28 protein-coding genes, 2 tRNA genes and 1 pseudogene are annotated in these 26,933 nt (G+C 65.2%); 23 read left to right on the top strand and 8 right to left on the bottom strand.

The genetic code is table 11. From position 1 onward, the window contains the following. The first annotated feature begins 1 nt into the window (after nt 1). Nucleotides 2–877 carry an amidohydrolase family protein gene (locus E4K64_RS17430; RefSeq protein WP_135164608.1) on the top strand — a complete coding sequence of 292 codons (876 nt, stop codon included), beginning with the start codon at nt 2–4 and terminating at the stop codon, nt 875–877. 261 nt (nt 878–1,138) lie between these two features. Here E4K64_RS17430 and E4K64_RS17420 read toward each other — a convergent pair whose 3' ends face one another. Beyond that, the gene (locus tag E4K64_RS17420; RefSeq protein ID WP_135164606.1) at nt 1,139–2,131 is read right to left on the bottom strand and encodes an LLM class flavin-dependent oxidoreductase; all 993 of its coding nucleotides are present in this window, start codon (nt 2,129–2,131) and stop codon (nt 1,139–1,141) included. A gap of 218 nt (nt 2,132–2,349) precedes the next feature. Here E4K64_RS17420 and E4K64_RS17415 point away from each other — a divergent pair, with 218 nt between their 5' ends. The 5 genes from E4K64_RS17415 (at nt 2,350) to E4K64_RS17390 (ending at nt 7,200) form a co-directional block, all read left to right on the top strand. Beyond that, nucleotides 2,350–2,853: a peptidase associated/transthyretin-like domain-containing protein gene (locus tag E4K64_RS17415; RefSeq protein WP_135164605.1), complete on the top strand. Its 504-nt coding sequence runs from the start codon at nt 2,350–2,352 to the stop codon at nt 2,851–2,853. A 12-nt stretch (nt 2,854–2,865) separates the two neighbouring features. Continuing rightward, nucleotides 2,866–3,495 carry a ferric reductase-like transmembrane domain-containing protein gene (locus E4K64_RS17410; protein WP_135164604.1) on the top strand — a complete coding sequence of 210 codons (630 nt, stop codon included), beginning with the start codon at nt 2,866–2,868 and terminating at the stop codon, nt 3,493–3,495. A 109-nt stretch (nt 3,496–3,604) separates the two neighbouring features. Then, entirely contained in the window at nt 3,605–4,078 is a 474-nt protein-coding gene (locus E4K64_RS17405; RefSeq protein ID WP_135164603.1) for a cyclic nucleotide-binding domain-containing protein, read from the top strand. 1,344 nt (nt 4,079–5,422) lie between these two features. Next, nucleotides 5,423–6,088 carry an SGNH/GDSL hydrolase family protein gene (locus E4K64_RS17395; protein ID WP_167772079.1) on the top strand — a complete coding sequence of 222 codons (666 nt, stop codon included), beginning with the start codon at nt 5,423–5,425 and terminating at the stop codon, nt 6,086–6,088. After that, complete coding sequence (locus tag E4K64_RS17390; protein WP_135164601.1) at nt 6,073–7,200, top strand: acyltransferase family protein; 1,128 nt, start codon at nt 6,073–6,075, stop codon at nt 7,198–7,200. Before E4K64_RS17395 ends, E4K64_RS17390 begins: the two co-directional genes overlap by 16 nt. A gap of 79 nt (nt 7,201–7,279) precedes the next feature. Here E4K64_RS17390 and E4K64_RS17385 read toward each other — a convergent pair. Continuing rightward, nucleotides 7,280–7,354, bottom strand: a tRNA-Thr gene (locus tag E4K64_RS17385). A gap of 319 nt (nt 7,355–7,673) precedes the next feature. Here E4K64_RS17385 and E4K64_RS17380 point away from each other — a divergent pair. The 16 genes and pseudogenes from E4K64_RS17380 (at nt 7,674) to E4K64_RS17300 (ending at nt 18,559) form a co-directional block, all read left to right on the top strand. Beyond that, entirely contained in the window at nt 7,674–7,862 is a 189-nt protein-coding gene (locus tag E4K64_RS17380; protein WP_135164600.1) for a hypothetical protein, read from the top strand. A gap of 24 nt (nt 7,863–7,886) precedes the next feature. Beyond that, nucleotides 7,887–9,593, top strand: coding sequence for an FAD-dependent oxidoreductase (locus tag E4K64_RS17375; RefSeq protein ID WP_135164767.1), 1,707 nt, complete (start codon nt 7,887–7,889; stop codon nt 9,591–9,593). 236 nt (nt 9,594–9,829) lie between these two features. Then, nucleotides 9,830–10,138: an EthD family reductase gene (locus E4K64_RS17370; RefSeq protein WP_126260320.1), complete on the top strand. Its 309-nt coding sequence runs from the start codon at nt 9,830–9,832 to the stop codon at nt 10,136–10,138. Nucleotides 10,139–10,329: 191 nt separating this feature from the next. Continuing rightward, nucleotides 10,330–10,839: a hypothetical protein gene (locus tag E4K64_RS17365; protein ID WP_167772078.1), complete on the top strand. Its 510-nt coding sequence runs from the start codon at nt 10,330–10,332 to the stop codon at nt 10,837–10,839. A 142-nt stretch (nt 10,840–10,981) separates the two neighbouring features. Further along, nucleotides 10,982–11,806, top strand: a complete 825-nt coding sequence (locus E4K64_RS17360) for an alpha/beta fold hydrolase (protein ID WP_135164598.1) — start codon at nt 10,982–10,984, stop codon at nt 11,804–11,806. A gap of 105 nt (nt 11,807–11,911) precedes the next feature. Continuing rightward, the gene (locus tag E4K64_RS17355; protein WP_135164597.1) at nt 11,912–12,571 is read left to right on the top strand and encodes an NAD-dependent epimerase/dehydratase family protein; all 660 of its coding nucleotides are present in this window, start codon (nt 11,912–11,914) and stop codon (nt 12,569–12,571) included. Nucleotides 12,572–12,653: 82 nt separating this feature from the next. Continuing rightward, nucleotides 12,654–13,103, top strand: a complete 450-nt coding sequence (locus tag E4K64_RS17350) for a DUF2948 family protein (RefSeq protein ID WP_135164596.1) — start codon at nt 12,654–12,656, stop codon at nt 13,101–13,103. Between the two features lie 145 nt (nt 13,104–13,248). Continuing rightward, a complete protein-coding gene (hisD, locus tag E4K64_RS17345; protein ID WP_135164595.1) occupies nt 13,249–14,544 on the top strand; it encodes a histidinol dehydrogenase in 1,296 nt (431 codons plus the stop codon). Continuing rightward, entirely contained in the window at nt 14,541–15,038 is a 498-nt protein-coding gene (locus tag E4K64_RS17340) for a UPF0262 family protein (RefSeq protein WP_135164594.1), read from the top strand. Before hisD ends, E4K64_RS17340 begins: the two co-directional genes overlap by 4 nt. 71 nt (nt 15,039–15,109) lie before the next feature. Further along, the gene (locus E4K64_RS17335) at nt 15,110–15,577 is read left to right on the top strand and encodes an arsenate-mycothiol transferase ArsC (RefSeq protein WP_135164593.1); all 468 of its coding nucleotides are present in this window, start codon (nt 15,110–15,112) and stop codon (nt 15,575–15,577) included. Between the two features lie 199 nt (nt 15,578–15,776). Further along, the gene (locus E4K64_RS17330) at nt 15,777–16,406 is read left to right on the top strand and encodes a Maf-like protein (protein WP_126260329.1); all 630 of its coding nucleotides are present in this window, start codon (nt 15,777–15,779) and stop codon (nt 16,404–16,406) included. 144 nt (nt 16,407–16,550) lie between these two features. After that, the gene (gene yacG, locus E4K64_RS17325) at nt 16,551–16,733 is read left to right on the top strand and encodes a DNA gyrase inhibitor YacG (protein ID WP_126260330.1); all 183 of its coding nucleotides are present in this window, start codon (nt 16,551–16,553) and stop codon (nt 16,731–16,733) included. Nucleotides 16,734–16,907: 174 nt separating this feature from the next. Next, a tRNA-Phe gene (locus E4K64_RS17320) sits at nt 16,908–16,983 on the top strand. An 86-nt stretch (nt 16,984–17,069) separates the two neighbouring features. Next, nucleotides 17,070–17,420, top strand: coding sequence for a DUF6538 domain-containing protein (locus tag E4K64_RS17315; protein WP_135164592.1), 351 nt, complete (start codon nt 17,070–17,072; stop codon nt 17,418–17,420). Between the two features lie 426 nt (nt 17,421–17,846). After that, a pseudogene (locus tag E4K64_RS17305) lies at nt 17,847–18,119 on the top strand (SOS response-associated peptidase family protein); the annotation flags it as partial. 170 nt (nt 18,120–18,289) lie between these two features. After that, a complete protein-coding gene (locus E4K64_RS17300; protein ID WP_135164589.1) occupies nt 18,290–18,559 on the top strand; it encodes a hypothetical protein in 270 nt (89 codons plus the stop codon). 183 nt (nt 18,560–18,742) lie between these two features. On the opposite strand, the gene E4K64_RS17295 is transcribed toward E4K64_RS17300, so the two are convergent. Genes E4K64_RS17295 through E4K64_RS17270 form a run of 6 tightly spaced genes read right to left on the bottom strand, consistent with a single transcriptional unit; the run spans nt 18,743 to nt 24,532 of the window. Continuing rightward, nucleotides 18,743–19,846 (bottom strand): HupE/UreJ family protein, encoded by a 1,104-nt coding sequence (locus E4K64_RS17295; protein WP_135164588.1) that lies wholly within the window; start codon nt 19,844–19,846, stop codon nt 18,743–18,745. Continuing rightward, on the bottom strand, nt 19,843–20,373 hold the full coding sequence (locus tag E4K64_RS17290) for a hypothetical protein (RefSeq protein WP_135164587.1): 531 nt from the start codon (nt 20,371–20,373) through the stop codon (nt 19,843–19,845). The genes E4K64_RS17295 and E4K64_RS17290 overlap by 4 nt, the downstream gene beginning before the upstream one ends. A gap of 8 nt (nt 20,374–20,381) precedes the next feature. After that, a complete protein-coding gene (locus E4K64_RS17285) occupies nt 20,382–21,917 on the bottom strand; it encodes a GldG family protein (RefSeq protein WP_135164586.1) in 1,536 nt (511 codons plus the stop codon). A 4-nt stretch (nt 21,918–21,921) separates the two neighbouring features. Further along, nucleotides 21,922–22,623 carry an ABC transporter permease gene (locus E4K64_RS17280; protein ID WP_167772077.1) on the bottom strand — a complete coding sequence of 234 codons (702 nt, stop codon included), beginning with the start codon at nt 22,621–22,623 and terminating at the stop codon, nt 21,922–21,924. Beyond that, on the bottom strand, nt 22,620–23,657 hold the full coding sequence (locus tag E4K64_RS17275; RefSeq protein ID WP_167772076.1) for an ABC transporter ATP-binding protein: 1,038 nt from the start codon (nt 23,655–23,657) through the stop codon (nt 22,620–22,622). Before E4K64_RS17275 ends, E4K64_RS17280 begins: the two co-directional genes overlap by 4 nt. Then, nucleotides 23,654–24,532, bottom strand: a complete 879-nt coding sequence (locus tag E4K64_RS17270; protein ID WP_135164583.1) for an N-acyl homoserine lactonase family protein — start codon at nt 24,530–24,532, stop codon at nt 23,654–23,656. Before E4K64_RS17270 ends, E4K64_RS17275 begins: the two co-directional genes overlap by 4 nt. Nucleotides 24,533–25,609: 1,077 nt before the next feature. Here E4K64_RS17270 and E4K64_RS17265 point away from each other — a divergent pair. Beyond that, nucleotides 25,610–26,914, top strand: coding sequence for an ABC transporter substrate-binding protein (locus E4K64_RS17265; RefSeq protein ID WP_135164582.1), 1,305 nt, complete (start codon nt 25,610–25,612; stop codon nt 26,912–26,914). Nucleotides 26,915–26,933 lie beyond the last annotated feature (19 nt).

The following is a 26,933-nucleotide window of genomic DNA, read 5'->3' as shown; positions in this document are numbered from 1 at the left end:
CATGCCGACCTATTTGCCGTTCGATCCCAATCCGCGCCGGCCGGTGAAGGCGCCGCCGCCAAAGACCGTCGACAGCCAGTTTCACGTGCTGGGCCCGATCGAGAAATATCCGGAACGCCCCGGCGCGGCCTATCGGATGCCGAGTGCGACCTGGGAAGCGGCGCTGCGCATGCACAAGACGCTCGGCATCGAGCGCGGCATCATCGTGCAGACCACGACCTACGGCGCCGATCATGCCGTCGTGCTCGACGGGCTCAAAGCGATGGGCCCGAACTATCGCGGCTGCGCCAACGCGCTGGTGTTCGCCGAGGCAAGCGATGCGTACCTCTCCAGGCTGCATGATGCCGGCGTGCGCGGCGCGCGCTTCAGCTTCCGCCAGGAGCTCGGCGCCGTGCTGTCGGATGCCGATTTCACCCGTGCGATCGCGCGCATCCGCGAGCTCGGCTGGTACGTCAAGATCCAGCCCGAGAAGGACGGCATCATGTCGAGCGTCGCCAAATACGAGAACCTCGACGTGCCCGTGCTGATCGACCACATGGCCCGGCCTGACCCGGAGGCCGGCAAGAGCGATCCCAACTTGCGCAAGATGCTCGAGCTGCTCGGCAAGGGCAATTTCTGGGTGATGCTGTCGCTTGGCGAGAAGACCTCGAAGGCCGGCGCGCCCTACGACGACGTGATCCCGATCGCGCGCGCCTATATCGAGGCAGCCGTCGATCGCTGCGTCTGGGCCAGCGACTGGCCGCACCCGGTCTCGGTGAAGCAGCCGCCGAACGATGCCGATCTGCTCGAGCTGATGTACCGCTACGCGCCGGACCAGGCGGAGCTGGAGAAGATCCTGGTGCACAATCCGGCCAAGCTGTTCGGGTTTGCGGATTAGAAGGCGCCATGAGCTGAGGTCGAAATCGGCGGCAAGCCGTGCTCTCTCCGTTCCCTCCCCCCTTGTGGGGGAGGGGCAGGGAGGGGGGTGCCACACGGGGATTCTCTCCGCTGCGCACCGACCTGGGTGCGTCGTTAAGCGATCGGCACCTTTGCCTGGGCTACCCCTCTCCCTAACCCTCCCCCACAAGGGGGGAGGGAACGCACTTCACTCGGCGCAGCCACCGAGCCCTATCTCGTAACGCGATCGGCCGCGTGCCACTCACGCCAACCTCTCCCGCACCTCGGCGGCGATCTCGAACGAGCGCAGCCGTGCATCGTGGTCGTAGATCTGCCCGGTGGTGATCAATTCGTCCGCGCCGGTCTCGCGGATCAGCGCCTTCAATTTCTCTTCCACCACATCGGGCGAGCCGACCGCGGAACAGGACAGCGACTGGCCGACCATGGCCTTCTCCGCCGGCGACCACAGCGCGTCCATGTCGTCCACCGGCGGCGGCAGCGGGCCGGGCGTGCCGCGGCGCAGATTAATGAACTGCTGCTGCAGCGAGGAGAACATCCGCTGCGCCTCCGCGTCGCTGTCGGCCGCGAACACGTTGACGCCGACCATCGCATAGGGCCTGGCGAGCTGCGCCGACGGCTCGAACCGCGCGCGATATTCGCGCAGCGCCGGCATCATCATCTGCGGCGCGAAATGCGAGGCGAACGCGAACGGCAGCCCGAGCATTGCCGCAAGCTGCGCGCCGAAGGTGCTGGAGCCCAGGATCCACAGCGGCACCTTGGTGCCCATGCCGGGCACGGCGCGGATCGCCTGGTTCGGCTGCACCTCGCCGAGCAGCGCCTGTAGCTCCAGAACGTCCTGCGGAAAGTTCTCGGCGGCCGTGGCGAGGTCGCGCCGCAGCGCCCGTGCGGTGAACTGGTCGGTGCCCGGCGCCCGCCCAAGCCCGAGATCGATCCGTCCGGGGTAGAGCGATTCCAGCGTGCCGAACTGCTCGGCGATCACCAGCGGCGAATGGTTCGGCAGCATGATGCCGCCGGAGCCGACGCGGATCGTCCTGGTGCCGCCGGCGATGTGGCCGATCACCACGGATGTCGCCGCGCTGGCGATCCCCGTCATGTTGTGATGCTCGGCGAGCCAGAACCGTTTGTAGCCCCAGCCTTCCGCATGCCGGGCGAGGTCGAGCGAATTGCGGAACGCCTGCGCGGCATCGCCGCCCTGGCAAATTGGCGCGAGGTCGAGCACGGAGAAGGGGATCATGCGGGGGGCACCTGAACGGGAGGATCTGCGCGATGATGCGCGTCTGTGGCGTCACATGTAGTGTCGGGACCTGCCGTTGCCCCCGCGGTTTGGGGCTGCAACGCTATCGTTCACAACACTGTTATTGCGACCTCAGGCGCCCTTCATCCCAACTGGGCGTTTTGCGCGTGTTGCTGTAGTTTGGCGTGGCAATCGCACGGTTGCCAGGAGGAACCGATATGACCATGGTCGTACTCAACCGCCGCAGCCTGCTCGTCGCCGGCGGCTCCGTCCTGGCGAGCGGGGTTTTCGCGACCGGCGTTTCCGGATTGCTGTTACCCGCCCGTGCGAACGGCCTCGCGCCCACTGAATCGATGTCGGGCGGGGCGAACAATTACCGCAAGGGCGCGGCGATCGTCGATCGCATCGGCAAGGGCGGCTTCTGGATGAGCGGCACCGTGCGCCGCGCCGGCGACGGCGCGCCGCTCGCCGGCCAGCGCATCCAGATCTGGGCGCACACGGTCGAAGGCCAGGAGCACGAGCCGCAGAGCCACGGCGCCACGCTCACCGACAAGGACGGCAAGTTCCGGCTCGAGATGCCGCAGATCATTCCGATCTTCGGCCAGCCGCATGGCCATCTCGCCTATGACAGCGGCGAATTCAAAACCGTGTTCCTGCGGCCGGTGATGCGGAGCGCCAAGGACAACAGCCTCGAGGCGCACTTCGTGCTGCAGGCGGCCTGATCGGGCGCGGGGATGGCGGGACGGAGACCGGCACGGGTGATCCTGATCTGGATCGCCCTGGCCTTGGTCATTGGCGTGCCGACCGCGCTGGCTGCGATCAGCGAGCAGCTCGCCTGGCGCGGTCCGGTCTACATTCTCGCCGGATTCGCCGGGATCGTCGCGCTCGGTCTCGTGCTGGTGCAGCCGCTGCTGATCGGCGGATATCTGGCGCCGCTGTCGGCCTACCGCGGACGGCGGGCCCATCACTGGATCGGCGGCGCGCTGGTGCTGGCCGTAATGATCCACGTTGCCGGCCTCTGGATCACCAGCCCGCCTGACATGATCGACGCGCTGACCTATTCATCGCCGACGCCGTTCTCGCCGTTTGGCGTGACCGCGATGTGGGCGATCTTCATTGTCGCGCTCCTGGCCCTGCTGCGCCGGCGGTTAGAGCTGCGGCCGCGCACCTGGCGCTTCATTCACATGCCGCTTGCGATCATCATCGTCGTGGGCAGCGTGGTCCATTGCCTCCTGATCGAGGGAACGATGGAGACGTTCTCGAAGGCCGTACTGTGCGCTGCTGTTCTCGCGGCGACCGCGAAAGTCATGATGGATCTGCAGGTGTGGCGAAAGCGGAGGACGCTGCGCGGGGAAGGCCCGTAGCCGGGATGGAAGAATCCGGGACAAGCGCGTCTGCGGCGAGGGCCCCGGATCACGCCCGGGCCATGCCGCTCTGCTTGTCCCGAATGGTGACGGGGCGTAACCTCGCGCCATGAACGCCACGGCCCCCGATCTGAAAGCGTTCCTGCTCGCGACGCCGTTCTTCGGCGGCCTGTCGGACCCAGGCCTCGACCTCCTGGTGTCGATGCTGGCCGAGCGCCGCTTCGAGCCCGGCGCTACAATCGTCGCGGAAGGCGAGCCGGGACGATCGATGTTCATCGTCAAATCCGGCCGGCTCGCGGTGAGCAAGCGGGCGAGCTCGGGACGCGTCATCCCGATTTCCGTTCTCGAGCGTGGCGACTTCTTCGGCGAGATGACGCTGATCGAAATGCAGAACCGCTCGGCCAATGTGGTCGCGGAGGTCCCGACGGTGCTGTACGAGCTGACCGCCCAAAGTCTCTACGCCTGCTACAAGACCGACATCCACGCCTATGTGATCGTCCTGCAGAACATCAACCGCGAGCTGTGCCGCCGGCTGCGCCGGTCGGACGAGCGGTTCGCCGCGCGGCTGGCGAGTGACGGTTGATCGCGTGTCGGGCGTAGGATGGGTAGAGCCCGGAAGGATTTTGACGGGTTTCGCTGAGTGCGACATCGGCAGTGGGCTCTCTCCCCCGCTTGCGGGGGAGGGCAATCGCATATGGGAGCGATCTCGCCTGTGGCCATCCTTCGAGACGCCCGCCGTTGGCGGGCCCTCAGGATGAGGATGCGGGTGCGCGGCACCAGTTTCAACGAGCACCAATGCTGCTTAGCCTCATCCTGAGGAGACCGCGAAGCGGTCGTCTCGAAGGACGAGGCGCGCGCTCAGGTCTCGCAAAAGCGCCATATGCGATAGCCCCCCGCTTGCGGGGGAGGGTTGGGGAGAGGGTGTCTCCGCGCAGGGATTATTGAGAATAACTGAAGACGTCCCTGCGCGGCGAGAGCCCTCACCCGCCGCGCTCTGCGAGCGCGTCGGCCTCTGCCGCAAGCGGGAGAGGCGGAGCAAGCAGACAGTCCCGGTGTCATTCATTTGCAATTGCCCTGCAAAAGGGGCGGACCCGTCGGGCAAAACACCCAAACCTCCGTCAACCCCCTTCCGCAAAAATATTCCACTTTACCGAAATTCGGAATTACGGCATATTCCCGCCATCCCGGCCCAGGGAGAGGGGCGATCGTACGTCGCAACGAACGTGGACCGGGCTGCGGTGGACGCGGCTGCGTCGGGCATGGCAAGGCAGGACCGGGGCGGGTGAAGCTCGTGAGGTCCTTCTCCGTGCGACGAACGGCGCAGTGTCCGGCGAAGCCCTTTGGGCCAAGCCGGGCTGTCGCGTACGGCAAAACCATGTCGTCCTGGCTGTCGTTGCTACAGCCAAGCTTTCGCGAAGATGCATCGGCCAACCGGACGCGGTGCATCAGTTTTCGCGAGGTGACGGAGGCCAGAAGGAACTCGGCTCCGGGGAGAGCAGGCATAAGCCGTCAACCCATCGCGCAGGGAAGGCCGGGTGTTTTCCGGCCCACCTGTTTTCCGCCTGCGCATTTGCGTGTGCAAATTCTTTCGCGCAGCGGACCGCGGGTGCCAGCCGGCACCCGGCCTTCCCTGCGCCCTCTTCACAAAGGAGGGCGAAAGAGAAGAGCAAAACTCGGGCGCTTCAGGCCGCGAGAACGCCGATCCATGCGTGGTCGCCGCGAGGAGAATGGCGCTGCCAGACAGATGCACGCATTCATTCCATTTTGCATCAATTTGAGCGGATTTTATTGGGCCGGCGATGTGATCTTGTGTGGCACGCTTGCCTGGCGCCGTTGACGTCGAGGAGCAGGCGATGACTCTGGTCGATGCAGCGCGGCACTTCGACGTTCAACACCTGGGTACGTTTCGAGCCGGTACATGAACAGGATGCTTATCGGCCTTGCCGTCGTGCTGATCGGCGCTGTTGCGGCCGGGGCCTCCGTAGCCAAGAAGCAGGCCTTCTTCGAATCGCATCGGCGGAGCCGTCAAGTCATCCTTCACTATACGCTGGCCCGGGTCGACGATCCCATCATCGTTCTCGGTGACAGCGTGGTCGAAGCCTCCGCGCTGCCGCGCGAGCTCTGTGGTCATGCCATCGTCAATGCCGGCCTGGACGGCGCCTCCACGACCAGCGACCTGGGCAATTGGTTGATGGATGTGCTCGACGGCAGACCTGCCGCTGCGATCGTGATGGCACTGGGTATCAACGACGCGCTCGGAGCTGCGCGCGATTTGGCGGAGTTCAAGGCGAACTACAGCGCATTGATGGCGCAGCTGTCGGCGACGAAAGCCCGCATTGTCGTGCTGGCGGTCCCCCCACTCGAGGTTTCACCTCGTCTGGCCGCCGAAGCGCAGACGAAAGCGATGGGCCTGATCGAGAGCTATAATTCCGCCTTGCCTGAACTCGCCAGCCGTAGCGGCGCGACCTTTGCGGCGCTGCCGCCCATGCCGGTGCCGCACACGATCGACGGGGTGCATCTGAACGCCGCCGGCTATCAGCTGTGGAATCAAGCCGTCCTGCAGGGAGCATCCGTCGCATGCAGGGCGAGCTGACAGCGTCGGTTGCTCCTGCCCGGGCGAACAAGCTCCTCGGATTGGAGCTGTTGCGCTTCCTGACGGCGTTCGCGATTCTGGTGTTTCACTATCGCCAATTCGCCTTCATTGGCGACAGGGAAGTGGGGCTTCTCCAGGATCATCTGCCGTTCTATTGGCTGCTCGCCCCGTTCTACGGGAGCGGGCCCTATGCAGTCCGCGTTTTCTGGTGCATCAGCGGCTTCATCTTTTTTTGGAAGTATCGCGACGCGATCGCCGATCGGGTGCTCGACGGCTGGAAGTTTTTCGTCCTGCGCTTGTCGCGGCTCTACCCGTTGCACCTCGCTACGCTTCTGCTCGTGGCCCTGCTGCAGCCCCTCTACATCGGGCTCCATGGATCGTCTTTCGTGTATCAGAACAACGATCTCACCCATTTCGTGCTGCAGCTCCTGATGGCCGGCACTGCGACGTCGCAGGATGCGCTGAGTTTCAACGGTCCGATCTGGTCGGTCTCGGTCGAAGTGCTGGTCTATTTTGTCTTCTTCGTGCTGCTGCTGGCGACCCGTTCCTGGTGGCTCAATGTGGCGCTGATCGCCATCAGCCTGACGATTCCCGGAGAGATCGCGGACTGCTTCACCTACTTTTACGTCGGCGGGCTCGCGGCGATGGCGCGCCAATCCTTGCAGTCTTCGCCCGCTCATGCGCTGGCAGCCGAAGGCACCGCCTGGCTCGCTGTCGTGTCCGTGGTCTGCGGATATTGGCTGATGGGCGGCCAGCTGCGATCGATCGGCTTGCTGCTGCTTCTGATCTGTACGCCGCTGCTGCTCTATAGCCTCTCGCGCGACATCGTTTTGCCGGTCCGGCTTCAACGAATTGTCGAGGCGGCCGGCAACGTGACCTATTCAAGTTACCTGCTGCATTTCCCGATCCAGCTGGCGATGGTGCTGGGCTTTTCCTTGATGCAGGTCCCGATCCCGCTCTACGACGACGCATTCTTCGCAACCTTTATCGGCATCACGCTGCTGGCGTCGCATGTCACCTATCGCTATTTCGAAGAACCGGCGCAGCGGCTGATCCGTGCCGCGTTGCTGCCGGTGCGCGGTGAGGCCGTCCGCCGCCCCGCCGTGGCGTGAGCACGCTGCGGTGTTCCGCGGCCATAACCCTGGCGCAGGCCCGAATGTTCGATAAAATCAACGTTCACAGCAGGATGAATGGTGCTGCCAGACAGGATTGAACTGTCGACCTCTCCATTACCAATGGAGTGCTCTACCACTGAGCTACGGCAGCATGTGCTGGTGAAGAATCGGGCGCCCGAGGGCCCCTGCCAAGCGGGCCGATATCTGCCACAAGCCCCCCTCCCGCGCAAGCTCGCTCGGCCCGTCAAAACGAGAAAATCGGGCCGATATCGGGGCCAAAATGCTCGTTTTGGCTCGAAACCGCCGGCTTTCCGGCGATTCGAGGTCGGCTCATCCCCCACCAACTGGCCAGGTGGCCAAGCGATCGGATTCGGTCCATTTCGAGTTTCGCACGATCGGATCGCGAGGCACCTCTTGAGCTGCCGCAATCTCTGGGCATGTTATCGCCGATGGCCGGTATCGGATTCCCAATGATCGACGAGAACGAGAAGAGCGCGCGCCAGGCGAAGACGTCCCGGGACGACCGGCTGAAATCGGCGCTGCGCGAAAATTTGAAGCGGCGGAAGCTGCAGGCGCGCGAACGCGCCGCAGGCGCTGAGCCCTCCTCAAACGACGATGGTTCCCTCAATGAGGGGACCGCCGGGAAGGCCGGCACGTGAGACATTGGAATGGTGAGAATGACGATGGGGCAGGACGGACGGCAACCAACCAATGGTGACGCGCCGATGTCGCGGTTCACGCGCCCCGAACAGACTTTTCCAGCGCTGACGCCGGCCGAGATCGAACGGATCAGACATTTCGGCGAGGTCCGCAGCTACGAGGACGGCGAGTTCCTGTTCGAGACCGGCAAGCCCGGGCCCGGCATGTTCGTGGTGCTGAAAGGCCATGTCGCCATCACCCAGCGCGACGGGCTCGGTCACGTGACGCCAATAATCGACCAGGGGCCGGGGCAGTTCCTGGCCGAGCTCAGCCAGCTCTCGGGCCAGCCGGCACTGGTCGACGGCCGCGCCGAGGGCGAGGTCGAGACGCTGCTGCTGCCGCCGGACCGGCTGCGCGCGCTGCTGGTCGCCGAGGCCGAGCTCGGCGAGCGCATCATGCGCGCGCTGATTCTGCGCCGGGTCAATCTGATCCAGGGCGGCATCGGCGGCCCGGTGCTGATCGGGCCGTCGCATTCGGCCGGCGTGGTGCGGTTGCAGGGCTTTCTCACCCGCAACGGCCAGCCGCATCATCTGCTCGATCCCGAGCGCGATCGCGACGCCGCCGAAGTGATCGCGCGCTATTCGCCCAAGCCCGAGGACTGGCCGCTGGTCGTCGCGGCCAATGGCACGGTGCTGCGCAATCCCAGCGAGACCGAGCTTGCGCGCGCCATCGGCATGATCGGCGGCGCCAAGGATGATCGCATCTACGACGTTGCCGTCGTCGGCTGTGGTCCGGCCGGGCTCGCCACCGCCGTGTACGCGGCGTCGGAAGGGCTGTCGGTCGCCGTGCTCGACATCCGCGCCTTCGGCGGCCAGGCCGGCGCCAGCGCGCGCATCGAGAACTACCTGGGCTTTCCCACCGGCATTTCCGGCCAGGCGCTGACCGCGCGCGCCTTCACCCAGGCGCAAAAATTCGGCGCCGACATCATGATTCCCGTCACGGTGAAGTCGCTCGACTGCACGCGCACGGACGGCGCATTCTCGGTGGCGCTCGAGGGCTGCGATCCCCTGCGTTCGCGCGCGGTGGTGGTCGCGAGCGGCGCGCGCTATCGCCGGCCTGACATCGCGAACCTCGACAAGTTCGAGGGACGCGGCGTCTGGTACTGGGCCTCGCCGGTCGAGGCGCGGCTCTGCGCCGGCGAGGAGGTCGCACTGGTCGGTGCCGGCAATTCGGCAGGCCAAGCCGCCGTGTTCCTGTCGGGTCACGCCAGGCGCGTCCTGATGATCATCCGCGGCGGCGGGCTCGGGGCCAGCATGTCGCGCTATCTCATCGAGCGCATCGAAGCGACGCCGAACATCGAATTGATGTTCAACACCGAGATCACCGCGCTCGAGGGCGACGAGGCCTCGCTGCTGCGGCGCATCCACTGGAAGAGCCGGCTGTCGGACGACGTGGACTCCGCCGACATCCGCAATCTGTTTCTGTTCGTCGGCGCCGATCCCGCCACCGCCTGGCTCGACGGCTGCGGCGTGACGCTCGATCGCGGCGGCTTCGTCGTGACCGGCGCGCAGTCCGAGCAGAACCAGGGCCGCCTCGTGGCGCCGCTGGAGACCTCGGTGCCTGGCGTCTATGCCGTCGGCGACGTCCGCTCCGGCTCGGTCAAACGCGTCGGCGGCGCCATCGGCGAGGGTGCCCAGGTCGTGGCCTCCCTGCACGGCTATCTCGGCGACGCCGCAAAACCGGCGCTTTAGGCAACGACAAGTCAAGAGAATGGCAAGTCGAATGTGGCTTGCCATCGTGCAGGCAACTACAGACTATCCCCTCATCCTGAGGAGCCGCGAAGCGGCGTCTCGAAGGATGCAGGCCCGGATATGGCCGGGCCTGCATGGTTCGCGCGGCGATGCGCAAGCATCGCCCGCAGGGGCGCTCACGCGCCTCCTCACCATGAGAAGTTGATACAAAACAAGGATCCACACGGGAGGACTAAATGGCTGAAGTTGTCGTGCTCTACAAAACGCCCAAGGATGCTGCCGCCTTCGACAAGTATTATGCCGAGACGCACATTCCGCTCGCCAAGAAACTTCCCGGCCTGAAGAAGTACGCCGTCAGCAAGGGACCGGTCGCATCCCCGACCGGGCCTTCCGGAATCCATCTCGTCGCCATTCTCACCTTCGACAGCGTGGCCGATATCCAGGCGGCATTCGGCAGCCCGGAAGGCAAGGCGACGGGCGCAGACGTGCCGAAATTCGCCAGCGGCGGCGCCGACCTCTTGATCTTCGACACCAAGGAAGTGTGAGACTTCGACTCAACTTTGGTTGAAAGCTGCTCGCATTTTGTGACAGCGATGCAAAAAATTCAGCCATGCGTTTGTCGATTCGCACGATGACGCATGGCTTCGCACATCCATGCGACGACAACGCAGGTGGTAATCCCATGAGGGCCGTAATACTACTCTCCTGAATCCCAATGGAGCGTAGGAGAGATGTCATGGTCCTTGGCTTGAGCCTGCCCGCCTTCACGATGGTCCATGTCATCATCAGCCTGATCGCCATCGCCGCCGGCCTCGTCGTGATGTTCGGCCTGCTTGGTTCGAAGCCGATGCCCGGCCTCACCGCGATCTTCTTGGCTTTCACCATCCTCACCAGCGCCACCGGCTTCCTGTTTCCGTTCAAGGAGCTGCTGCCGTCGCACATCATCGGCATCATCTCGCTGCTGTTGCTCGCGATCGCCTGCGTCGCGCTCTACGGCATGAAGCTCGCCGGCGTCTGGCGTCCGGTCTATATCGTGACCGCGATGATCTCGCTGTATTTCAACTGCTTCGTGCTGGTGATCCAGTCGTTCCTCAAGGTGCCGACGCTGGCCGCGCTCGCGCCTGCCGTGCCGCCGGCGCCGCCGTCGGGTCCGGTGTTCGCGGTGGTGCAGGGCATCGTGCTGGTGTTCTTCGTCGTGCTCACCGTCGGCGCCTGGCGTCGCTTCAAGCCGATGGCGTTTGCCTGACCGGTCCCCCCTCGTCATTCCGGGGCGATGCGAAGCATCGAACTCAGGTGCGCAATCGCGCACCTGAGAATCTCGTTCAACAATCTCTAGATTCCGGGTTCGCGCGGACGCGCGCGCCGGACTGACACTTAAGGAGCCCACAATGCCTACCATCACCACCAAGGACGGCGTCGAGATCTTCTACAAGGATTGGGGCAGTGGCCAGCCGATCGTGTTCAGCCACGGCTGGCCGTTGTCGTCGGACGACTGGGACGCGCAGATGTTGTACTTCGTCACGCGCGGCTACCGCGTCGTCGCCCATGACCGCCGCGGCCACGGCCGCTCGGCGCAGGTCGCCGACGGTCACGACATGGATCATTATGCCGACGACCTCGCGGCCGTCACCGCGCATCTCGACCTCAAGAACGCCATCCATGTCGGCCATTCCACCGGCGGCGGCGAGGTCGTGCACTACATCGCGCGCCACGGCGAGAGCCGGGTGGCGAAGGCGGCGATCCTGTCGGCGGTGCCGCCGCTGATGGTGCAGACCCCCGCCAATCCCGGCGGCCTGCCGAAGAGCGTGTTCGACGATCTCCAGAAGCAGCTCGCCGCCGGGCGCTCGGCGTTTTACCGCGACATCGCGGCCGGCCCGTTCTACGGCTACAACCGCGACGGCGCAAAGCCGTCGGAAGCGGTGATCCAGAACTGGTGGCGCCAGGGCATGATGGGCGGCGCGAAAGCGCATTACGACGGCATCGTCGCGTTCTCGCAGACCGACTTCACCGAAGACCTGAAGAAGATCAACGTGCCCGTGCTGGTGATGCACGGCGACGACGACCAGATTGTGCCTTACGCCGATTCCGCGCCGCTCTCGGCCAAGCTGCTGAAGAAGGGCATCCTGAAGACCTACAAGGGTTTCCCGCACGGCATGCCGACGACGCACGCCGAGACCATCAACGCGGATTTGCTGGCGTTTTTCAAGGAGTGAGGCGGCTCACCTCGAGATCGCCCTGATCGCACGGAAACCCCGACCGGTGTATCGTTCGACAGGGCGGTCGTCGCATGAGCAGCGACGCCATTGGGGGACATCCCGATGCAAGTCATCATCTTCGGCGCGACCGGCATGGTCGGACAGGGCGTCTTGCGCGAATGCCTGGTCGACCCCGGAATCGACAATGTGCTCGTGGTCGGCCGCAGCCCGACCGGCGTGCGCAACGCCAAGCTCGTCGAGATCATCCACGACGATTTTCTGGACTATTCGGCGATCGAAACGCGGCTGACCGGCTTCGATGCCTGCTTTTTCTGCCTCGGCGTCTCCTCGATCGGCATGAGCGAGCAGCGCTACCGCCACCTCACCTATGATCTCACGCTTGCGGCAGCGACGACGCTGGCGCGCCTCAACCCGCAGATGGTCTTCACCTATGTCACCGGCGCCGGCACCGATTCCACCGAGCAGGGATCGCGGATGTGGGCGCGGATCAAGGGCAAGACCGAGAATGATCTGCTCAAGCTGCCGTTCAGGGCCGCGTACATGTTCCGGCCCGGTGCGATCCAGCCCCTGCATGGCGCCCGTTCCAAGACCGCCTGGGTGCAGGCGGTCTATACTGTAACCTGGCCGCTCTGGTCGGTGCTGCGCCGGCTCTCGCCGCGGCTCGTCACCTCGACCGAGCAGATCGGCCGCGCCATGATTCGTGTCGCCCGGGAGGGGTATCCGCGCAAGGTGCTGGAGATGGAGGATATCAATAGCCTCTAGCCGGCCGGCCCGTTAGTTTGTGCGGAAATTTCACGGCCCGCGCGCGTTGAGGCCTGCCCACTCCGAAGGAGAAGCGTCGGCGATGTCGCCCCAGCTCAAACTGATCGCACTCGACGCCGACGATCTCGCCGTGATCTCAACCCATGTCCAGGACGCCCGTGTCCAGGCCTCCGACATCATCTGGCGACAAAGCGAGAAACGGCTTGTGGTCGGAATGAGCCGGCTGGATTGGGAGCAGACGCTGGAGGGCGAGGCCGAGCCGCGCCGGCTGGTCGCCGCGCTCCGCTTCGACCGCGTGCTCGCCTGCAAGTCGCGCAACATCGATCTGGCGGCTCCCGACAAGGTGCTGGACCTCGTCGGCATCGAATTTCACCCGAGGGGCGGGCGCGACGAGGAGCCCGCCGGCAGTGCCCTGCTGTTGTTCGCCCAAGGCGGCGCCATCCGGCTCGATGTCGAGTGCCTGGAATGCGAGCTGACCGACCTCGGGGCGGACGCGCTGGGAACGGGGGTGGAGATGGAGGGTGAGACGTGAAGCAGCCGGTATACCAGCCGCACTGCCCCAGCCCCTGAGCCAGAACGGCACCCTGCGAGGGTTGACGTCGCTTCCCCGCCGCGCCATTGAGCATGGGACCTGGTGCGCCAATCCGCCCCAAGACCAGCCAGAAGCCAAGCCAGACATGCCCGTTCGCCTCGACCGCAGCAGCGCCGATTTTGACCAGCGATTCGCGGCCTTCCTCGCCGCCAAACGCGAGGCCTCGGCCGACGTCGAGGCCGCCGCGCGCGCCATCGTCGATGACGTGGCCAGGCGCGGCGACGCCGCCCTGCTCGAGGCCACCGCAAAGTTCGACCGCCTGAAGCTGGATGCATCCGGCCTGCGCGTCACCGCCGCGGAGATCGAGGCCGCCACCAAGGCTTGCGATGTCGCGACGCTGGATGCGCTCAAGCTCGCGCGCGACCGCATCGAGACCTACCACCGGCGGCAATTGCCGCAGGACGAGCGCTTCACCGACGCGCTCGGCGTCGAGCTCGGCTGGCGCTACACCGCGATCGAATCGGCCGGCCTCTACGTGCCCGGCGGCACCGCGGCCTATCCGTCCTCGGTGCTGATGAACGCGGTGCCTGCCAAGGTCGCCGGCGTCTCGCGCCTCGTGATGGTGGTGCCCTCGCCCGACGGCAAGCTCAATCCGCTGGTGCTGGCGGCCGCGCATCTCGGCGGCGTCACGGAGATTTACCGCGTCGGCGGGGCGCAGGCCGTGGCCGCGCTGGCGCACGGCACCGCGACCATCGCGCCGGTCGCGAAGATCGTCGGCCCCGGCAACGCCTATGTCGCCGCCGCCAAGCGGCTGGTGTTCGGCAAGGTCGGCATCGACATGATCGCCGGTCCGTCCGAAGTGCTCGTGATCGCCGACGACACCGGCAATGCCGACTGGATCGCCGCCGACCTGCTGGCGCAGGCCGAGCATGATGCCAGCGCGCAATCGATCCTGATCACCGACTCGGCGCGGCTTGCCGCCGACGTCGAAAAGGCGGTCGAGGCGCAATTGAAGACGCTGCCGCGCGCCGCGATCGCCGGCGCGTCCTGGGCTGATTTCGGCGCCGTCATCATGGTGAAGAACCTTGCCGACAGCATTCCGCTCGCCAATGCGATCGCCGCCGAGCATCTCGAGATCATGACTGTCGATCCCGATGCGCTCGCCTCAGAGATCCGCAACGCCGGCGCCGTGTTCCTCGGGCCGCATACGCCCGAGGCGATCGGCGATTACGTCGGCGGCTCCAACCACGTGCTGCCGACCGCGCGCTCCGCGCGATTCTCCTCAGGCCTGTCGGTGCACGACTTCATGAAGCGCACCTCGATCCTGAAATGCGGCCCGGATCAGCTCCGCGCGCTGGGGCCTGCCGCGATGACGCTCGGCAAGGCGGAGGGGCTGGACGCTCATTCGCGCTCGATTGGATTGCGCCTCAATCTGTCATGACAAAGCCGCCCGAACAGGACGACTCCAACAATCGCATCGTCGGCGTCACGCTCGACGAGGAGTCGATCGGCCGTTCCGGGCCCGACATCGAGCACGAGCGGGCGATCGCAATCTACGACCTGATCGAGCAGAACCTGTTCGCGCCCGAGGGCGCGGACGGGAAGGGCCCGTTCACGCTGCACATCGGCATCACCGGCAACCGTCTGATGTTCGACATCCGCCGCGAGGACGGCACGCCCGTCGTCGCGCATCTGTTGTCGCTGACGCCGTTCCGGCGGATCGTGAAGGACTATTTCATGATCTGCGACAGCTACTACCAGGCGATCCGCACCGCGACGCCGGACAAGATCGAGGCCATCGACATGGGTCGTCGCGGCATCCATGACGAGGGATCGCGCACGCTGCAGGAGCGGCTGAAGGGCAAGGTGCGGGTCGATTTCGAGACCTCGCGCCGGCTGTTCACGCTCATTACTGTCCTGCACTGGAAGGGTTAGGGCATGGCCCGGAAAAGTGTGCAGCGGTTTTCCGACAAGGCCATGCCCTCCATCGATAGAGGCTAGGCGCGATGGCGGCGCCGCCACGCGCACGCGATCCGCAATCGGTGCTGTTCGCCTGCGCGATGAACAGCGTGCGCTCGCCGATGGCCGAAAGCCTGCTGCAGCACATGTTTCCGCAGGGGCTCTATGTGAAGTCCGCAGGCACCAGAAAAGGCGAACTCGATCCGTTCGCCGTCGCCGTGATGGCCGAACTCGGCCAGGACATCTCCGCCCACAAGCCGCAGACCTTCGAGGAGCTGGAGGACTGGGAGGGGCTGAATTTCGACCTCATCATCACGCTCTCGCCCGAGGCACACCACAAGGCGCTGGAGCTGACGCGGACGCTCGCGGCCGACGTCGAATACTGGCCGACACAGGATCCCACCACCATCGAGGGCAGCCGCGACCAGAAGCTCGCAGCCTATCGCGACGTCTGCGACCAGCTGTTGATGCGCATGCGCCGCCGCTTCGCCAAGGTCGGCGCGGCGTCAGACTGACCTCGTGCCGGACGCGGCGCCTCCTCCCCCTCGCCCCGCTTGCGGGGTGAGGCAGCCGTAACACCCGCGTCACAGACCGCGGGCACAGCCATCTCGGCAATCTCGAATCACCAAACCCCGGGTTCCCGGGTTGTGAAATCGGCCCCCTTCCGATAGGTTCCGCGCGCAATTCACCCCGCTTCATCCCCCAAATCACCTGATGCTTGGCCGCCCCAAATTCGTACTTGCCTCCGGTTCGCCGCGGCGCCTGTCGCTGCTCAACCAGGCCGGCATCGAGCCGGATGCGCTCCGGCCGGCCGACGTCGACGAGACGCCGCGGCGGGGCGAGCTGCCGCGCGCCTGCGCCAATCGGCTGGCGCGGGCCAAGGCCGATGCGGCGCTGAAATCGGTGCAGCTCGACGACGAGCTGCGCGGCGCCTTCATCCTCGCCGCCGACACGGTGGTCGCGGTCGGCCGCCGCATCCTGCCCAAGGCGAATCTGGTCGACGAGGCGGCGCAGTGCCTGCGTCTGCTGTCGGGCCGCAACCACCGCGTCTACACCGCGATCTGCCTGGTCACGCCGCGCGAAGCCTTCCGCCAGCGCCTGGTCGAGACCCGCGTCCGCTTCAAGCGCCTCTCGGAGGACGACATCCAGGCCTATATCGGCTCCGGCGAATGGCGCGGCAAAGCCGGCGGCTACGCCGTGCAGGGCATCGCCGGCTCCTTCGTGGTGAAGATGGTCGGGTCCTACACCAACGTCGTCGGCCTGCCGCTCTACGAGACCACCACGCTGCTCGGCGGCGAGGGCTTTCCGATCCGCTTCGGCTGGCTCAATTCCACCGCCGTGTGAGCCGGCAAGCCGCGGCCCGACAGAATCGCGAAAACAACCCCATGCACAGTAGAATGACCCGACGGGCCGCATGCGCCGTCGCCCCAGGAACCCGTTTGCCGACAGGCTCTTGAACCCTTTCACCCCGCGCAAGCTGCCGACACCATGGACGACCAGGTCAAAAAGCCCGCCAGCCCACTCAAGACCTGCCCGATCTGCGGCAAGCCGCAATCGGAGGCCACCCGCCCGTTCTGCTCCTCGCGCTGCCGCGACGTCGACCTGAACCGCTGGCTCAAGGGCACCTACGTCATCCCCGGCCGCGACGACGACGTCGATGACGTGGAATAAGAAGGAATATCAATTGGTTATTTGATCGTCCGCCCCGCCGCGCGCCAGCCGCCCCACCTTGTGCACAGCCGGGCCGCGCCCGGCGAAGCCTCTTGGCGAAGCCGGGTGGACAGGCCGCTTCCGGCCCACTATAACCCGCCCGCTCGATGGGCTTTGGCCCCTCTCTTGGAGCACGCCCAGGTAGCTCAGTTGGTAGAGCATGCGACTGAAAATCGCAGTGTCGGTGGTTCGATTCCGCCCCTGGGCACCATCGCTCGTCTAAGAGCCTGATATCCAAAGCTATTCAAGCAAATTCAACGGCTTACCCGCTCCTCGATGGTACAGAAGGGTGGTACAATGCCGTTAGCCATGTCGCGTCCTTGGAAGCATCCGAAAACAGGAATCTACCAACTCCGGAAAGCGGTCCCGGACGATCTGCGCAAGCTCGTGGGCAAACGCGAGGAGAAGGTAAGTCTCCAGACCCGCGATCCAGCAGAGGCCAAGGTGCGGCACGCGAAGGCGCTCGCGGAGCTCGAAGCTCGCTGGGCCAATCTTCGGGCTGGCCCGAAACCGCTGACGGAGCGTGACGCGCATCAACTCGCCATTGTCGCCCACGACCGTTGGCTAGAGCAGTACAAGGATAATCCGAGTCAGCAGACCAGTTGGGATATCGAGTTTGGAGGCCGGCTATGCGCGCGCTCTCGATGATCGAGTGGCGCTCGCTCACGATTGTCTGAACTTCGCCAAACGCCTGATGAAGGAAAGATCGTACGTTATTCCCTGTTAAGCATTCGACTTGGGCAAGTCGCGCCTGGCGGCGTGTCTCGAATCGGTGTCGAGACAAGAACTGTGCAGGAGCCTGTTCGTTCGCACACTCGATCTCGCGATGAGAGCCTTTTCGAGGCAGCAAATTTGCGTGGTGACCAATGATGCGGATGCTATCGCGTTGGCGCGAAGTCTATCGATCGAGTGCGTGATTGATCCTGGCAAAGGTCTCAATGAAGGTCTGGAGACAGCCAGAAGGGATCTGCTGAGCGCAACCAGGGCCGCCGGCGCGATAATGGTCCTTCCGATCGATCTGCCATACGCCGACGAATGATCGAGTGGCAGATTGCCAAGCCCATTCCCATTCCCTCGGGCTTGTGGACCAATTGGACCAGTGTGCGCAAGGTGAAGGAAGGCGAGATCACCACCGACGTCTTCGCCTTCCTCACCTGCGAGCCGAACGCGGAGGTGAAGCGCGTGCACCCTAAGGCGATGCCGGTGATCTTGGCGACGGCGGGGGAATACGAGATCTGGCTCCGCGCCTCTTGGGACGAGGCGAAGTCGTTGCAGCGGCCGCTACCGGATGGTTCGCTGCAGATCGTCGCCACGGGCGAGAAGGAAGACCCGCCGCTGGCCGCCTGAGCGAGGCAACTTGGCGGCAAGCTGCTGCCAAATTGGAGTTCGCGGCTGTGCATAGGGCGGCGGAACACGGGGACAAGCGGCGGCTCCAGCGATTTCGAATCCCTGCCCTGTGCTAACCGCCGGGAACGACGCGGGCGGCACAAGGATTCGTCCCGGCTGGAGCCATCTCGATGCTGATGACGAAACAGAGAAGACCGGCGATCCGGACGCGGCGCGGCTGGGCGATCTCCGTGCTGCAGGAAGCCGGCGCTATCCGCGAATGCGACGCGCACGGCTGGATGCTGGATCGCGCCGACCCGCACGCCCGCGATCGCGCCTTCGACACCGCGCGGCGGGACCCGCCTCAGGGCATGTCTGCGCACGATGCGGTTGGCGCGGTCGGGGAAGTGCTGGACGGCATCGGCGACACCTGCCTGGAGTGTTCGCAACAGGTCGATTAGGTCCAACGGTGCGCGGCTTAGCCAGGCAGCGACATCGTGTGTGCTTGCAGCAAAGGCGTCTGGGCGGAGCTGCAACAGGCCCAGAAGTAGATGCTGGATCGAAAGCCCTCCGACTTGAAGATGACCAACCGAACCAGTTGAGGAGATCAACATAACGAGGCGGTCGCCCGACTTGGCGGGATCTCACCAGTTCGCGGCGGCCAGAACGCGATCGACGAGGAAGGCGAGCCCAGCGACCAGCACGAGCGCGGAGAGCGCCGTCACCGCCCGCCGCTCCCACGCGGCTCGCCGAAACCAGATGAGAACCGGCAGGAAAGCGGCGATCACCGCTGCCTGGCCGGCTTCAACGCCGAGGTTGAACGACACGAGCCCGCCTGCCAGGGCGGCCGGGGGCAGATCGAGATCGAGCAACGCGCCGGCAAAGCCGAAGCCATGCACGAGGCCAAACGCGAAGCCCACGGCCCAGCGCCACGACGCCGTGCGTTTGAGGAAAATGTTTTCGACCGCGACGTAGACGATCGACAGCGCGATCACCGGCTCGACGATCCAACTAGGCGGCGACGCCGCGCCCAGTACCGCCACGGCCAAGGCGATGCTGTGCGCCACCGTGAAGGCGGTGATGACGCCGAACAAGGATCCGATTCCTCCGCCCCCCAGGACGAGGGCCAGCACGAACAGGAGGTGATCAACTCCCGTCAGGATGTGCTCGATGCCGAGCCGAAAGAAGGCGAAGACGCCGCTCCCGGCGGTAACCTCGGGGGCCGGGCCCCCGCTTGGTGCCGCGACGGCGAGGCGAGCCTCGCGCCGGTCGCGTTCGAGGGTGTATTGCTGCACGCTCCCGAGGGCTTCGACGCGGACAAGCGTGTGGTAGTCGTTGCCGAGGACATCGGACAGGTCGTCGCGCAGCACAAGTTCGCGCGGCGTACCAGAGCAGGCGTAATCGATGATCACTATGGCATTGGCGCGGTCGGGCGTGGGCGGCGTGACCGTTCCGGGCACCGGCTCGCATCGCATCCCATTCGCGGAAATGCCGACTTTGCGCGCGACCAAATCGGCCAGCGTGGCGTAGTCTCCACGGGGCGCCAGCCGCAACCCGGCGGCCTCGCCGCCGGCCGCCGCGAGCGCATCGGGGCCGAGGGTGAGGCTGTATCGGACAGTTCCGTCGTGCAGGCTCACGGTGGCATAGCCCATCGAGCCGGCGATGTGCCCTTGCGCTGGTCCGAACAGTAGCAGCAGCGCGAGAGCAGCCCACGGCGCCGCGCGGCGGAGAGAGGCAGGAGGCGTCATCGCGCGGCCGCTTCAGTCATGACCTCGGCCCATTCGCCGCCGACGAAGCGGGACATGAGGTAGAGCCGCGGATTGCCATCGATGCGCATGTACTGGAGGTACCCCTCGGGGTTGAACTCGCCGAAGCGGGCGCTGAGAACCGGCTCGCCGTCCCCTCCGTAGAGCTTCACGGAGAGCTGCGGCGGGTCGAGACCGAACGGCGCCGGGTCGCTCCCCGCCAGCTCCGCCGCCTCGATCTCGCGGACAGGCCCGGAATTGTGCATGATTTGGACGGCCCTGCTGACCCGGAGCCCGGCGGTGCCGATGTCGACGCCGTCAGGCGTCGCCCACGCCGTCTCGCTCGCGCGGAGCAGGGTAACTCGCCGCGTGCCGCGACTCAACTCCACCCGCGTGATCTCTTCCGGCGCGCGCTTGAGCACGCCCTTGGCCTCGAACCGCACGAGCTGGCGCTGCACCGGCATGGCGCCGCTCACCACCATCGCCGCGAGGTAGAGGAGCGCGAGCGCCGCGAGGACGGGGTGCAGCACGTGCCGCCTCATCGGCGCCGCCACCAAACGACGCAGCCGAGCGCGACCACCAGGAGTGGCATTGCGAAGACGACCAGGAAGAACACCGCATTCGACTGCCGCCCGGTCAACGCGATGAGGGGGGGTACGGGAACGCGCGCGGCGACGGCCGCCGTGCGCTCTTCACGTGCCAGCCAGCGGGCCGCCGAGAGCAAAAGGTCACTATTTGCCATATAAGGAAAGAACGAGTTGCTGGCGAAGTCGCTGTCGCCGACGACGATGGCGCGCATGGGTTCGGAGTTGCCGTCGAGGCGCCCTTCCACGGCGACGCCCAATACGCGCGGGCCCGGGACCGGGGGCGCTGCCGCGTCCTTGTCACCCGCCGCGTCAGGCTCGACCGCGTGTGACCCCACCGGTTTGACCGGGCGCGTGTAGCTGTCCCGGCTGCTGAGCAACAGCGGGGTGACGCGGAGGTCGCCCGCCGTCGACAGCATCGTGATGGGGCGGATGCCGGGGTAGAAAGTGAGCGAGATCGAGCGCGTAACCGGGTGAGGGTCGTAGCCCGTGACCGCCACGATCTCGGGGTTGGTCGAGTAGTGGCTCAAGGGATCGACGACGACCTCCTGCTCCGGGCGAACGCCGAGCTCGGCCACGAGCCGGGCGAGCCCGGGTTCGAGCACGAAACCCAAGTCTAGCAGGAGAAGGGCCGACCCGCCGCGTCGCAGATAGGCGCGCAAGGCCGCGCTTTCAGCCGGCAGGAACGTGGTACGCGGATTGACCGCAACGAGGAGGGTGCACCCGGTCGGCACCTCACCCTCGGTAGCGAGGATGAGCTTGCGCGCCTCATAACCCTGCGCTTCGAGCGCGCGGCGCAGCCGCCCCGCGCCGTGGCCCGGCATCTCCACCACCTGCGAGCTGGCGTCGTCGTGGTTGTGGCCAGCGCCGCTTTCCAGGTGCGTGTGGTACTCGAAGTTGTCCATCGGCAGCTCGCCGTGGCCCTCGAGGAAGCAGGCCGTAATCGCGCGACCGCGCAATACGCGCTGGATGCCTATCGCGATTTCCGTCTCGTCCGTGCCTTGCACCAGCACCCGACGTCCCTCCGCCTCCACGACCGCGGCATTGTAGATCTGGATTGCCTTCTCGCGCGCGAGTCTGGGGTCCCGGTCCGGATCGACCGCGACGACTTTGAGCAGCGGGTTGCGCCGGGCCATGATCGCAAGGAGGTCGCGCGCGCGCCGCCCCGCGGCATCCTGCGACCGATAAAAGTAGGTGACGGTTACCTCGCGGGAGACCTCGTCAATCGCCCGCATGGCCGCCCCCGAGGGCGTATAGACCTTCTCGCGAGTCAGGTCGAAATGCACGTCATGCAGATGCAGCGCGACATTGGCCAGCACCGCGGCGCCAAGCGCGATCAGGATCACTCCGGCCGAATAGGCCCGCCCCCGCCAGCCCGCGAGCCCGGTCTGCAGCGGCAGTCTCAGCCCGGTCGCGAACAGCACCAGGACGGCGGTAAGCCAGCCACCAGCCCAGAGCAACGCGTTCCAGTCGAGCTCGGGGTGCTCCATGGCGTCAGCGCCGGGCCAGCCCGCGCACGGCGAGGAACAGCCCGAGCAGGGTCACCGCGAGGAAGAAGCCGAAATCCGAAGCGTACATGGCGCCGAGGGCAAAAGGCTGGAAGCGCGCCAGCAGCGATAGCCCGAGCACCCAATTGTCGATCGGCGACGGCAGCAACGCGGCCCAGGCGTCAATCGCCCATAGCATCCCGAACACGCCGAGCGAAACGACCGCGGCCACGACCTGGTTGGCGGTGAGCGCGGAAACGGCAAGACCGATCGAGACCAGGGCGCCGGCGAGCAGGGTGAGGCCGAGGTAGCCGCTGTAGATCGGGCCCCAATCGGGAGTGCTGAACCGCGCCAGTATCGCTGAATACACCAAAGTGAGCGCGACCATCGCGAGCAGCATTCCCATCGAGGCTGCGAACTTGGCCAGCACGATGTCGCCCTCGCGCACCGGCGACGTCAGCAGCAGCTCGAGGGTGCCGCCCCGGCGTTCCTCGGCGAACTGCCGCATGGTAACGAGCGGCACGAACAGGACGAGCTGCACTGCCGCCTGGAAGAAGACGTTCACCAGCGTCGCCTGCTTGGTGGCGATGAGCGTGACGGCGAAGCCGTAGCCGTTGAGCACAAGGAAGACGGCGATGACGGCGTAAGCGATCGGCGAGACGAACAGCGCGCGCAACTCTTTGGCAACCAGGGCGAGGAACGCCGTCACTGGAGCGCTCGGCTCGCCGTTAGCCGGAGGAACAGCTCCTCCAGGTCTGAAGCCGTCTCGACCGTCTCGACGCTGGCGATGCCGGCGAGGCAGAGGGCGGCGGCGACACGGGGAGCTGCGCCGGCCTCCGACACCTCCACCCGCCAGCCGGCGAGGCCGCCCTCCGGCTCCTCCCGGGTCACGCCGCCGATCCCCGCCAGGCCGGACAAAGCCACCGCGACCTCGTCCGCGCGATCGGCTCGGGCGCGGACGCGAAGCGAAGTGCCGCGCCCCGCGCCGGCGAGCTGGTGGACGGTGAGCAGCCGCCCGTCGAGCAGGATCGCGACCCGATCGGCGACGCGTTCCATCTCGGCAAGGACGTGCGAGGTGATAAGGACCGCGCTGTCGCGGGCCAGGGTCCGCAGCAGCCCGCGCAGCTCGATGACCTGACGCGGGTCAAGGCCGTTGGTCGGCTCATCGAGCACCAACAACTTGGGTTCGTTCAGCACGGCCTGGGCGATTGAGACGCGCTGCCGATAGCCGCGCGACAGCCGGCCAATCACGGCGTCGCCGACCGGCTCGAGCGCGAGCCGCGCGCGGGCGGACTCGATGCCTCGGCGCAACGCGCCTCCCCGCAAGCCCCGCAACCGGCCCATGAAGTGGAGAAATTCGTCCACTCGCATATGGCCGTAGAGCGGGGCGTTCTCCGGCACGTAGCCGATCCGCGCGCGCGCCTGGTGTCCGTCGCGGACCACATCGAAGCCGTCGATGCGGACAGTTCCTTCGCTCGGCCTCAGATAGCCGGTGATGACGCGCAGGATGGTGGTCTTACCCGAGCCGTTGGGACCAAGCAGGCCCACCACTTCCCGCTCCTTCACCTCGAACGAGACGCCGTCCACTGCCTGGCGGCGGCCATAACGTTTGCCCAGCCGTTCGACGGAGGCGACGGCGATGCCGTGCCGCGAGCTTTCAGCCGGCGCAATGCCAAGCCCCGCCGGGGCTCGGGGCGGTCGATCGGTCAGGTGCCGGTCCACTGTCGGCGTCGAGCCGGTCAATCGTAGAATTCCGGCGCCTTCTTCATCGCCTTGAACGCGTCTGGGTCGTGGGCAGTGAAGAAATTTGCCTTCTGCGTCGCCATCTCCCGTCTGATCCACTCGAAGGCCGAGTAGAATCCCGATGTCGAATAGACCAACGGGGTGCTCGGCGGTATATTCTGCTCGACGTTCTCGCGGAAATAGACGTTGTCCCCGGTGAGGATGGTGAGGCCGGTGTTCTTCAGCCGCACCGTCATCATCTGGCTGCCCGGCGTGTGGGCAACCCAGCGCTTCACGACGAGCGTGCCATCTCCAAACAGGTCCTGATCGCCTTCGAGCTGCAACATCTTCACCGCGTTTGCGCTTGGTGTCATGTTTCCGCGCAGCGGCAGAACGTCGCCGAGAACGTAATTGGAGCCGGTGCCGGGCTCCGGCCAGAAGAAGTTCTGAAGCTCGCTCTTTTGCACGACGAGCGTCGACTTCGGGAACTTGGCCACGTTGCCGCCGTGGTCGAGGTGGAGGTGGCTCACCACGACGTAGGTGATATCGTCGGGCGTAAGATCGATTTTCTTCAGCTGCGTATCGATCGCGACATCTGGCGTGTTGACCGGCTTCAACCCCGTGAACGCGGCACCCCAGTAGCCTGGGTCGGTGATAATCTTGTCGTTGTTACCTGTATCGAAGAGAACATTCCCTTTCGGATGTTTGATCACGTAAAAACCGACCGGAACCTGGATCGCCGGCTCCATGGGTGCGCCGTTCACCAAAAATCCTTTGCCGAGAGTCAACGCGCCGGAACTGAACGCGTAGAGCTTAAGGTCTTGCGCGCTTAGTGCCGTACTCGACAATACGCTCCCGAGAAGAGCGACCATTGCCGTCAAATATTTGCAGGTCATTCTTTGCCTCCCTCGTCGCGAATTTTGTTATGTTTTGCTTCTGTGCAAAGCCGCAGAGGCGCCGGCAGGATGCACTTAAGTTCAACACGCCGCACTAGACCTGTCAATAATTCTGGACGGTGTATCGGTTCACCCGACGGCACTGCGGCGCCGGTGGTCAGGATTGGCCGAGGCTCGTTGCGTGAGTGGATGGGAGGGGCATTCCTGCTGAAACCAGTCTTCAACCGCAGCAGGCCAAATGTGGAATTTCAGTAGACGTATAGCTCTCCTGGGGCGCTCAATTTCCAAATGTCACGTGTCGTAATTCCAATGCCCGCTATGGTCCAATACCCAATCCTCCAGGCAGTCCGGTAAGAGCGTCAGCTGGGATCTGTCCGCGCCTTCAACGAAGCGTCCCATCCCTAAGTCAATCCACAGGGAACGTCACTTCGCACGCGCAAAACCAAGTGCTCGTTTGGACCAGCGCCCAAGTTGCGGACCGAGCGCACCGCCATCGCCGAAAACCAAGGCCACGAGGCGCGTCTTGCGCTCGCGGACGACCTCGGCGTGCGCGACCGCCAGCTTGCGGCCTGCAGCAGATGCTCGCCTCCAACAATGCGAAGCTTGCCGAAGCGCAGAAGGTCCAGGCGGAGATGATGCGCAGGGAACGCGAGCTTGAGGACCAGTGGCGCTGCGATACCTCCGGAAAAGATCGCTAAGGCCGCGACCTCGCGACACGCTCCATCGACAAGGAAAGCGTGAACGGCTGGCTGGTACGCGTAGGACAGGCCATGGCCTTTCGACGCTATTCGGAAGCCTACGTCGCAGAGGAAGAGCAGGCACGAATGGCGCGTAGGGGCTCTGGCCGGAGCTTTTATCTCACCCTGGGATTGGAGGCATCGATCATTTCGGGGTCCTTGTCCGTTCCAATCGATGCGCAGCCGACAAAATGGGCGGCGTCGTCGAACCGGGTTTCGTCGGCTCGCGAATGGCGGCGAAGAGGGCTGGCAACACGCGCCAATTATAGTAGCGTTGTTGCAAGAAGAAGCGCACGGCGGCTGAAGCCGGACGCGACACATAGAAGAGGGAGGACTTTCGATGCAATTTCTCAAGGCTGCGGTTGCGGCTGGGCTTGTAGTTGTGACCTTTACGGGCACCTCGCTTGCGCAGAGCAAGCCGTCGGAGCTCAAAATCGGCATCACGACGTTCCTGTCGGGCCCTGCGTCAGTCTTCGGTGTGCCGGCGAAGGCCGCGGCCGAGATGATCGCGGAGGACCTCAACAAGAAGGGCGGCATCGGCGGCGTGCCGGTCAAGCTCTCCTTCATCGACGAAGGCGCGGGAGGCGAAGCGCTCGTCTCGAACTACCGACGCGTGGTGCAGGACGAAAAGGTTGATGCCACGTTTGCTTCGATCTCGTCGGGCAGCTGCACCCAGTTGGTGCCGGTCGCCGAAGACCTCAAAGTCATGAACTTCATGTGGGACTGCGGTGCGGCCTCCATTCTCGAAACCAAGAAGTACCGCTACAATTTCCGGACTCAGGCGAACGGCACGCCGGAAATGCTGGCCGTGCTCCTTTACCTGCTCAAGACCAAGCCCGACTTTAAGACGATCGCGGTGGTCAATCAGGATTATGCATGGGGTCGGGAGAGCTGGGAGATCTTTTCGACCGCGCTCAAGGCGATGAAGCCGGACGTGCAAGTCGTCGCGGAGCTCTTCCCGAAGTTCGGCGCCCCGGACTACTCCACTGAGGTTTCCCGTCTGTTGGCGCTGCGGCCGGATGTGGTTCTGACCACGTCTTGGGGCGGAGATCTCGACACGCTGGTCCGCCAGGCCGGTCAGCGCGGCCTGTTGCAGCAGTCGACCTTCGTGCTCGGGATCGGCGAATCATCGATCCAGCGGTTGGGCAAGGACTTGCCTGAAGGCCTGATCGTCGGCGCGCGCGGAGACCACTGGTTCCTGCATCCCGAGAAGAAGAACGACGCGGCCTTCAAGGCGTTCAATGAAGCCTTCAAGGCGAAGACCGGTGCATGGCCGATCTACCCGGTCTATCACATGGCGCAGGCGTTCAAGGCCCTGCAGACGGCCTACGACAAGGCGATCAAGTCCAACGGCGGCAACTGGCCCACGCGCGAACAGGTCGTGGACGCGACGGGGGGCACCGAGTTCGCCACCGGCTTCGGCCGTCCGATTACGCTGCGGCCCGAGGACAACCAAGGTCTCGAGGCGCAGCTGGTCGGCGTCACCAAGTCCGTTCCGGGGTACGACTTCAAGCTGCTCGACAACATTATGATCTTCGATCCGAAGATGATCACCAACCCGGCTGGCGTACGGTCGGTTGAGTGGCTCAAGACGCTCAAGCCGGACTTCGTCAAGATGGACGTGCCGACCTTCAAAGCTCAGTAACGGCACGCTCGACTTTTGA

Origin of the sequence: Bradyrhizobium frederickii (assembly GCF_004570865.1) — a bacterium.
Classification (GTDB): domain Bacteria; phylum Pseudomonadota; class Alphaproteobacteria; order Rhizobiales; family Xanthobacteraceae; genus Bradyrhizobium; species Bradyrhizobium frederickii.
Note: the sequence above shows the minus strand (reverse complement) of the source record. Positions and strands in the feature narration are given on the sequence as shown.

Excerpts from the sequence above, each read along its gene's own strand:
- E4K64_RS17430 (WP_135164608.1), top strand. The coding sequence starts at position 2 with ATGCCGACCTATTTGCCGTTCGATCCCAATCCGCGCCGGCCGGTGAAG.
- E4K64_RS17420 (WP_135164606.1), bottom strand. The coding sequence starts at position 2,131 with ATGATCCCCTTCTCCGTGCTCGACCTCGCGCCAATTTGCCAGGGCGGC.
- E4K64_RS17415 (WP_135164605.1), top strand. The coding sequence starts at position 2,350 with ATGACCATGGTCGTACTCAACCGCCGCAGCCTGCTCGTCGCCGGCGGC.
- E4K64_RS17410 (WP_135164604.1), top strand. The coding sequence starts at position 2,866 with ATGGCGGGACGGAGACCGGCACGGGTGATCCTGATCTGGATCGCCCTG.
- E4K64_RS17405 (WP_135164603.1), top strand. The coding sequence starts at position 3,605 with ATGAACGCCACGGCCCCCGATCTGAAAGCGTTCCTGCTCGCGACGCCG.
- E4K64_RS17395 (WP_167772079.1), top strand. The coding sequence starts at position 5,423 with ATGCTTATCGGCCTTGCCGTCGTGCTGATCGGCGCTGTTGCGGCCGGG.
- E4K64_RS17390 (WP_135164601.1), top strand. The coding sequence starts at position 6,073 with ATGCAGGGCGAGCTGACAGCGTCGGTTGCTCCTGCCCGGGCGAACAAG.
- E4K64_RS17380 (WP_135164600.1), top strand. The coding sequence starts at position 7,674 with ATGATCGACGAGAACGAGAAGAGCGCGCGCCAGGCGAAGACGTCCCGG.
- E4K64_RS17375 (WP_135164767.1), top strand. The coding sequence starts at position 7,887 with ATGGGGCAGGACGGACGGCAACCAACCAATGGTGACGCGCCGATGTCG.
- E4K64_RS17370 (WP_126260320.1), top strand. The coding sequence starts at position 9,830 with ATGGCTGAAGTTGTCGTGCTCTACAAAACGCCCAAGGATGCTGCCGCC.
- E4K64_RS17365 (WP_167772078.1), top strand. The coding sequence starts at position 10,330 with ATGGTCCTTGGCTTGAGCCTGCCCGCCTTCACGATGGTCCATGTCATC.
- E4K64_RS17360 (WP_135164598.1), top strand. The coding sequence starts at position 10,982 with ATGCCTACCATCACCACCAAGGACGGCGTCGAGATCTTCTACAAGGAT.
- E4K64_RS17355 (WP_135164597.1), top strand. The coding sequence starts at position 11,912 with ATGCAAGTCATCATCTTCGGCGCGACCGGCATGGTCGGACAGGGCGTC.
- E4K64_RS17350 (WP_135164596.1), top strand. The coding sequence starts at position 12,654 with ATGTCGCCCCAGCTCAAACTGATCGCACTCGACGCCGACGATCTCGCC.
- hisD (WP_135164595.1), top strand. The coding sequence starts at position 13,249 with ATGCCCGTTCGCCTCGACCGCAGCAGCGCCGATTTTGACCAGCGATTC.
- E4K64_RS17340 (WP_135164594.1), top strand. The coding sequence starts at position 14,541 with ATGACAAAGCCGCCCGAACAGGACGACTCCAACAATCGCATCGTCGGC.
- E4K64_RS17335 (WP_135164593.1), top strand. The coding sequence starts at position 15,110 with ATGGCGGCGCCGCCACGCGCACGCGATCCGCAATCGGTGCTGTTCGCC.
- E4K64_RS17330 (WP_126260329.1), top strand. The coding sequence starts at position 15,777 with ATGCTTGGCCGCCCCAAATTCGTACTTGCCTCCGGTTCGCCGCGGCGC.
- yacG (WP_126260330.1), top strand. The coding sequence starts at position 16,551 with ATGGACGACCAGGTCAAAAAGCCCGCCAGCCCACTCAAGACCTGCCCG.
- E4K64_RS17315 (WP_135164592.1), top strand. The coding sequence starts at position 17,070 with ATGCCGTTAGCCATGTCGCGTCCTTGGAAGCATCCGAAAACAGGAATC.
- E4K64_RS17300 (WP_135164589.1), top strand. The coding sequence starts at position 18,290 with ATGCTGATGACGAAACAGAGAAGACCGGCGATCCGGACGCGGCGCGGC.
- E4K64_RS17295 (WP_135164588.1), bottom strand. The coding sequence starts at position 19,846 with ATGACGCCTCCTGCCTCTCTCCGCCGCGCGGCGCCGTGGGCTGCTCTC.
- E4K64_RS17285 (WP_135164586.1), bottom strand. The coding sequence starts at position 21,917 with ATGGAGCACCCCGAGCTCGACTGGAACGCGTTGCTCTGGGCTGGTGGC.
- E4K64_RS17270 (WP_135164583.1), bottom strand. The coding sequence starts at position 24,532 with ATGACCTGCAAATATTTGACGGCAATGGTCGCTCTTCTCGGGAGCGTA.
- E4K64_RS17265 (WP_135164582.1), top strand. The coding sequence starts at position 25,610 with ATGCAATTTCTCAAGGCTGCGGTTGCGGCTGGGCTTGTAGTTGTGACC.